The 7,345-nt window shown below is 73.1% G+C and carries 5 protein-coding genes; 3 read left to right on the forward strand and 2 right to left on the reverse strand.

Annotation, left to right across the window (positions count from 1 at the left end):
• Positions 1 to 53 precede the first annotated feature (53 nt).
• Entirely contained in the window at positions 54 to 1,754 is a 1,701-nt protein-coding gene (locus E4099_RS26080; RefSeq protein ID WP_245245185.1) for a hypothetical protein, read from the reverse strand.
• A gap of 293 nt (positions 1,755 to 2,047) precedes the next feature.
• Positions 2,048 to 4,255, reverse strand: a complete 2,208-nt coding sequence (locus tag E4099_RS26085) for an elongation factor G-like protein EF-G2 (protein ID WP_135341567.1) — start codon at positions 4,253 to 4,255, stop codon at positions 2,048 to 2,050.
• A gap of 184 nt (positions 4,256 to 4,439) precedes the next feature.
• On the opposite strand from E4099_RS26085, the gene pgsA reads away from it, so the two are divergent.
• Genes pgsA through E4099_RS26100 form a run of 3 tightly spaced genes read left to right on the forward strand, consistent with a single transcriptional unit; the run spans position 4,440 to position 7,296 of the window.
• Positions 4,440 to 5,111 (forward strand): phosphatidylinositol phosphate synthase, encoded by a 672-nt coding sequence (pgsA, locus tag E4099_RS26090; protein ID WP_135341568.1) that lies wholly within the window; start codon positions 4,440 to 4,442, stop codon positions 5,109 to 5,111.
• Entirely contained in the window at positions 5,108 to 6,040 is a 933-nt protein-coding gene (locus E4099_RS26095; RefSeq protein ID WP_135341569.1) for a phosphatidylinositol mannoside acyltransferase, read from the forward strand. Before pgsA ends, E4099_RS26095 begins: the two co-directional genes overlap by 4 nt.
• A complete protein-coding gene (locus E4099_RS26100; protein WP_135341570.1) occupies positions 6,037 to 7,296 on the forward strand; it encodes a glycosyltransferase family 4 protein in 1,260 nt (419 codons plus the stop codon). Before E4099_RS26095 ends, E4099_RS26100 begins: the two co-directional genes overlap by 4 nt.
• Positions 7,297 to 7,345 lie beyond the last annotated feature (49 nt).

Raw genomic sequence — 7,345 nt, forward strand, 5'->3', positions numbered from 1 at the left:
CCTCAGGGGCGGAAGCCCACCCCCACCCGGGCCGGGAACCACTCCCCGCCCGGTCACGCGTTGTACTCATCCGCCTTCTTAGGCGTCGGATCCTGCACCTGCCCGCTGAGCACCAGGGCCCGGTTGCCGAAGCGCTCGGTGTCCACGCCGTTCTCCTTGAGCACCCGGATCGCCGCCTCGTGCACCACCCGCAGTACCGGGGTGGCGGCGCGCAGCGCGTCATCGGCCATGAAGCGGTGCCGCCAGGGCTTGTCCGCCCAGGCGTGTCGCAGGCCGAACGGCTCGGGCAGGCTCAGCTTGCCGCCCAGGTAGTCCAGCAGCGGCGGATACCAGGTGAAGGGGGCGCGGGCGGCGAGTCGCACCACCTCCTTGGCGTCGACCAGCGGCAGCGGAATGGACTTGGTCTCCCAGAACTTGATGGTCTTGCTGACCGTCTTGGAGGGCGCCGAGGGCTTGGTGGTGAACAGCGGGTGCACCGGGCCCAGCGCGTGCCCGGTGACCTCGATCCGCAGGGTGTTGTGGAGGTACGTGACGGTGGTGAGCATGGTGATCACCAGCTGGCCGTCCCACAGGACGAACTGCACGCCCAGGTAGTGCCGGTCCCCGGCGCCGAACTGCTGCTGGTCGCAGATCCGCTGGAGCTCGACCGCCTTTATCTGGTAGCCCTCCTCCGCGGTGGTGCCGCCGCGCGACACCGACTTGGCGCCCTCACCGATGGGGGAGACCACCCAGTGGCGCACCGAGGGGGTGGGGAAGCCGCCGGTGTGCAGCGTGCCGCGCTCCAGCAGCCGCAGCTGGTCGTGGATCGCCTTTATGACGTCCCAGCTGCGGAACGGGTTGATATCCCGCCCCGCCTCGGCCGGCACCAGGTCCTCGGCCAGCTGCCAGCTGCCCCAGCGGGTGCCCATCCCCAATATGCCCTTGCCGCCCGCGTAGAAGACCACATTGCTGGCGTCCTCGGCGGCCAGCTTCTGCAAGCCCTTGCGCAGTTGCTCCGCCGCCCCGCCGGGGGCGCTGGGCACGGCCTCCGGGACCTTGGCCCCGATGCCGCCCCCGGACAGCAGCCCGCTCCAGGCCTCCCGGAGCTCCTTCGCGGTGCGCTCGCTGATCCGCTTCGCCAGCCACCAGCCGATCACCGGCGCCACCAGCATGGCCCGCAGGTAGATCGCGAGGAATCCGGTGAGCGGCAGCTTCACCATGGCGATCAGCGCCAGGCCGGCGAGCACCACCATCAGGACCGTGCCCAGCGCGCCGAGCCGCTTGTCCTGGGCGCCCGCGAGCGTCCGGCGCAGCTGGAAGGCGCCCAGCCACAGCAGCACCCCGGGCAGGAAGAGCAGACCGAAGACCACCATCAGCGCGGTGAGCCGGGCGTCCCGCTTCCTGCGGATGCGGTTGGCGGCCAGGCAGTGCGCCACCACCGTCTGCGGCTCTATGCCGAAGGACTGGATCATCTGGTCGCGTGCCCCGCCCAGCGTCCGCACCTGCACGGCGCGGGCGAAGGCCTCCCCGAGGTTGGGCTCGAACAGCGAGAAGCGGGGTGCCTTGACCTCGGACACCGTCCACTCGGAGTTGGCCTCCAACAGCTTGGCCACCGGGCTGTCGCGGTACGCCGCCGAGGCGAGCGCTCCCGTCGCCGCGGTCTGGCCGGCCGCCCCCGAGAGCGGCACCTGTGCCCCGGGACTGAAGTCGAATCCGTCCGTCACCAACGCCCCCAATAACGCATGCCGCTTGAGCTGCGGTCTCAGGGTATCCATCAGGGGTACCGGCTGTCGCCAGGGCAACCGAAGCCGCCCGCGGCAGGGGAGTTGGGCAGGGCGGCCCGGCGCGCCGGCAGGGCGCGCCGGTCGCACGCCCCAGCGCGCGACGACGGGACCGGGCGCACCGGGGCCACCGGGAGACCCGGAAGGCACCGGAAGATCCGCGGAAAGCCGCGGGCGGGCGGCACCCGAGCGGGAAGCCCACCCGGCGTGCCCCGACGCCCGCGCCCCTCACCCCGGAGTGCCCAGACGTCCGCCCCCGCACACCGCGGCCTCGGCGGCAGCCGCGATCAGCCGGTGCGGCCCGCCTCCGCGCGGACCCGGTCGGCCAGCTGCGGCGGCATCGGCTCATGCCGGGCGTAGGAGCGGCTGAACCGCCCGGTGCCGTGCGAGAGCGATCGCAGGTCGATGACGTAGCGGCCGATCTCGATCTCCGGCACCTCGGCCCGGATCAGCGTGTTGCCGCCGGCCAACTGCTCGGTGCCGACCACTCGGCCGCGCCGCCCGGACAGATCGCTCATCACCGCGCCCACGTAGTCGTCGGCGACCAGCGCCGCCACCTCCGCCACCGGCTCCAGCAGATGGATCCGGGCCTCGGCGGCCGCCTCGCGCAGGGCCAGCGCACCCGCGGTCTGGAAGGCCGCGTCCGAGGAGTCCACCGAGTGCGCCTTGCCGTCCAGCAGCGTCACCCGGACGTCCACCAGCGGATGGCCGGCGGCCACGCCGCGCGCCGCCTGGGCGCGCACCCCCTTCTCCACGGAGGGGATGAACTGCCGGGGCACCGCACCGCCAACCACCTTGTCCACGAACTCGATGCCCGAGCCCTCCGGCAGCGGCGCCACCTCGATCTCGCAGATGGCGAACTGGCCGTGCCCGCCGGACTGCTTGACGTGCCGTCCGCGTCCGCGCGCCGGCCCACCGAAGGTCTCCCGCAGCGACACCCGGTGCGGTTCGGTGTCCACCTGCACGCCGTACCGGGTGCGCAGCCGCTCCAGGGCCACGTCCCGGTGCGCCTCGCCCAGGCACCAGAGCACCACCTGGTGGGTGTCCGGATTCTGCTCCAGACGCATGGTGGGGTCCTCGGCCACCAGCCGCGCCAGCCCCTGGGAGAGCCGGTCCTCGTCCGACTTGCTGTGCGCCCGGATGGCCACCGGCAGCAGTGGATCGGGCATCACCCAGGGCCGCATCAGCACCGGGCGGTCCTTGTCGGAGAGGGTGTCCCCGGTCTCGGCCCGGCCCAGCTTGGCGACGCAGGCCAGATCCCCGGCGACGGCGTGCGGCATGGTGCGCTGCTGCTTGCCGAAGGGCTCGCTGACGGCGCCGATCCGCTCGTCCACGTCATGGTCCTCGTGCCCGCGGTCGGCCAGTCCGTGCCCGGAGACGTGCACCGTCTCGTCCGGGCGCAGCGTCCCGGAGAAGACCCGGACCAGGGAGAGCCGGCCGACATAGGGGTCGGAGGAGGTCTTCACCACCTCGGCCACCAGCGGCGCCCGGGGGTCGCAGGCCAGCGGTGGGCAGGGCTTGCCGTCCAACGTGGTGACCTCGGGCGCCGGCCGCTCGGTCGGGGTGGGGAAGCCGCCGGTGATCAGCTCCAGCAGCTCCACGGTGCCCAGTCCCTGCCGTCCGCCGTCCGAGGCCGGGGCGGCGGCCAGCACCGGGTGGAAGGTGCCGCGCGCCACCGCCTTCTCCAGATCCCGCACCAGCGTGTCCAGGTCGATGTCGGCCCCGCCCAGGTAGCGGTCCATCAGGGTCTCGTCCTCGCTCTCGGCGATGATCCCCTCGATGAGCCGGGCCCGCGCCTCGTCGATCAGCGGACGGTGCGCCGCGGAGGGCGGCGCCTCGGCGCGGGCCCCCGAGGCGTAGTCGAAGACGCGCTGGGTGAGCAGTCCGATCAGTCCGGTGACCGGGGCGTGCCCGTCCGGTCCCGGTTCGCCGCGCAAGGGCAGGTAGAGCGGCAGCACCGCGTCCGGGTCGTCCCCGCCGAACGCCGTGCGGCAGATCTCGGTCATCTCCTCGAAGCCGGCCCGCGCCGCCTCCAGGTGCGTGATCACCAGCGCCCGCGGCATACCGACGGCCGCGCACTCGTCCCACACCATGCGGGTGGCCCCGGCGATCCCGTTCGCGTCCTGGGCGGCCGAGACGACGAAGAGGGCCGCGTCCGCCGCTCGCAGACCGGCCCTCAGCTCTCCGACGAAGTCGGCGTACCCGGGGGTGTCCAGTAGGTTGATCTTGATTCCGTCCCACTCCACGGGGACCAGGGACAGCTGGACCGAGCGCTGCTGCCGGTGCTCGATCTCGTCGTAGTCCGACAGGCTGCCGCCGTCCTCGACCCGGCCGGCCCGGTTCACCGCCCCGCTGGCCAGCGCCAGCGCCTCCACCAGCGTGGTCTTGCCGGCGCCGCTGTGGCCGACCAGCACCACGTTCCGTACGGAACCGGGCCCGTCGGCCGTCAGCGCCCCTCCGGCGGCCCCTGGGTGTGTACTCGTCTTGACGCCCATGTGTCTCGCCTCCCGGTCGACACCTGCGGTACTTCGAGCTTTCCACCGACGTCATCAGCCGTCCATATGTCGCACACCTGGGCGTATCGTGATGCGTCCGCTCGGGGCTCGGCGCGCCTGGCTACGATGAGGTCAGCCGGTGGCCCCTTGACCACGCGGCCCATTACGACCCTTCGGGAAGGCCATGCTGAACAAGTACGCGCGTGCGTTCTTCACGCGTGTTCTCACACCGTTCGCCGCCCTGCTCATCCGTCTGGGGGTCAGCCCGGACGCGGTGACCCTCGCCGGGACCGGTGGTGTGATCGCGGGCGCGCTGGTCTTCTACCCCCAGGGAGAGTTCTTCTGGGGCACGATCACCATCACCCTCTTCGTCTTCTCCGACCTGGTCGACGGCAACATGGCCCGCCAGCTGGGCCGCTCCAGCCGCTGGGGGGCCTTCCTGGACTCCACCCTGGACCGGCTCGCCGACGCGGCGATCTTCGGCGGCCTGGCGCTGTGGTACGCGGGCGGCGGCGACGACCAGGTGCTGTGCGCCGTGACGATCTTCTGCCTGGCCAGCGGCCAGGTGGTCTCGTACACCAAGGCACGGGGCGAGAGCATCGGTCTTCCGGTCAACGTCAACGGCCTCGTCGAACGGGCCGAGCGACTGGTGATCTCGCTGGTGGCCTGCGGCTTCTCCGGACTGCACAAGTTCGGGGTGCCGCACATCGAGATCCTGTTGCCGATCGCGCTGTGGATCGTGGCGGTGGGCAGCTTCGTCACCCTGGTGCAGCGGGTCGTCACGGTCCGCAGGGAGGCCGCCGAGGCGGACGCCGCGACCGCCGAGCCGGTCGGGAGCGGAGGCGACCAGCGGTGAGGGAGCGGCTGACCGACGCGCTGTACGGACTGGGCTGGAGCACCGTCAAGAAGCTCCCCGAACCGGTGGCCGTACGCCTCGGCCAGCGCATCGCCGACCAGGTGTGGAAGCGGCGCGGCAGCGGCGTGCTGCGTCTGGAGGCCAATCTCGCCCGGGTGTGCCCGGACGCCTCCCCGCAGCGCCTGGCCCAGCTCTCCCGCGCGGGCATGCGCTCCTACACGCGGTACTGGATGGAGTCGTTCCGGCTCCCGGCGTGGAGCAGGGACCGGATCAAGGGCGGCTTCACCCCGGCCGACGTGCACTACCTGGTGGACGGCCTGGCCGCCGGGCGCGGCGTCGTCCTGGCGCTGCCGCACATGGGCAACTACGACCTGGCCGGCGCCTGGGTCACCACCAAGCTCGGGGTGCCCTTCACCACCGTCGCCGAGCGCCTCAAGCCGGAGACCCTCTACGACCGCTTCGTCGCCTACCGCACCGGCCTGGGCATGGAGGTGCTCCCGCACACCGGCGGCAGCGCGTTCGGCACCCTGGCCCGCAGGCTGCGGGCCGGCGGGCTGGTCTGCCTGGTCGCCGACCGCGATCTGTCCGCCTCCGGGGTGGAGGTGGAGTTCTTCGGCGAGGCCGCCAAGATGCCCGCGGGGCCGGCCCGGCTCGCCGCCCAGACCGGCGCCCTGCTGCTGCCGGTCACGCTCTGGTACGACCGAAGTCCGATCATGCGGGGCCGGGTCCATCCGCCGATCGAGGTGCCGCAGGGCGTCAGCCGCGCCAAGGCCGCGGCCGTGATGACCCAGGAGCTCGCCGACGCCTTCGCCTCCGGCATCGCCGAGCACCCGCAGGACTGGCACATGCTCCAGCGGCTGTGGCTCGCCGACCTCGATCCGGCCGCCGCACCGCCGCCGGCCGACCGCCCCGCGACGGAGGAGCCGTGAGGATCGGGATCGTCTGCCCGTACTCCTGGGACGTGCCCGGCGGCGTCCAGTTCCACATCCGGGACCTGGCCGAGCACCTGATCCGGCGCGGCCACCAGGTGTCCGTGCTCGCCCCCGCCGACGAGGAGACCCCGCTGCCGCCCTACGCGGTCTCCGCCGGGCGCGCCGTACCCGTCCCGTACAACGGCTCGGTGGCCCGCCTCAACTTCGGCTTCCTCTCCGCCGCGCGGGTGCGCCGCTGGCTGCACGAGGGCGCCTTCGACGTGGTGCACATCCACGAGCCCACCTCGCCCTCCCTGGGCCTGCTGACCTGCTGGGCCGCCCAGGGGCCCATCGTCGCCACCTTCCACACCTCCAACCCCCGCTCCCGCGCCATGATCGCGGCGTACCCGATCCTGCAGCCGGCCCTGGAGAAGATCAGCGCCCGGATCGCGGTGAGCGAGTACGCGCGGCGGACCCTGGTGGAGCACCTGGGCGGGGACGCGGTGGTGATCCCCAACGGCGTGGACGTCGAGTTCTTCGCCTCCGCGCGGCCCCGCCCCGAGTGGCAGTCCGCCCCGGCACCGTCCGCCGGCGGCCCCGAGACCGTCATCGAACCCCGGGGCGCCACCGACTCCCAGGCCGCCACCGGCCCGGCCGGGCCGCGGACCGGCGGCACCCTGGGCTTCATCGGCCGCATCGACGAACCGCGCAAGGGCCTGCCGGTGCTGATGCGGGCCCTGCCGCGGATCCTGGCGGCCCGCCCGGACACCCGGCTACTGGTCGCCGGGCGCGGTGACCAGGAGGAGGCGCTGGCCGGCCTGCCGCCCGAGATGCGCGAGCGGGTGGAGTTCCTGGGCATGGTCAGCGACGAGGACAAGGCCCGCCTGCTGCGCAGCGTCGACCTCTACATCGCGCCCAACACCGGCGGCGAGAGCTTCGGCATCATCCTGGTCGAGGCCATGTCGGCCGGAGCCCCGGTACTCGCCAGCGACCTGGACGCCTTCGCCCAGGTCCTGGACGGGGGAGCGGCGGGCGAACTCTTCGCCAACGAGAACGCGGAGGCGCTGGCCGACGCGGTGCTGCGGCTGCTGGCGGACCCGGCCCGGCGCGCCGAACTCAGCGCCCGCGGCCGCAAGCACGTCCGCCGCTTCGACTGGTCCACCGTCGGCGCGGACATCCTCGCGGTCTACGAGACGGTCACCGACGGCGCCGCCTCGGTGGCCACCGACGAACGCACCGGCCTCCGCTCCCGCTGGGGCCTGGCCCGCGACTAGCGCTCCGCGCGACCGGCCTTCCCCCGACCCCTCACGCCCGCGCAACACC

Source organism: Streptomyces palmae, assembly GCF_004684805.1.
Taxonomy (GTDB): domain Bacteria; phylum Actinomycetota; class Actinomycetes; order Streptomycetales; family Streptomycetaceae; genus Streptomyces; species Streptomyces palmae.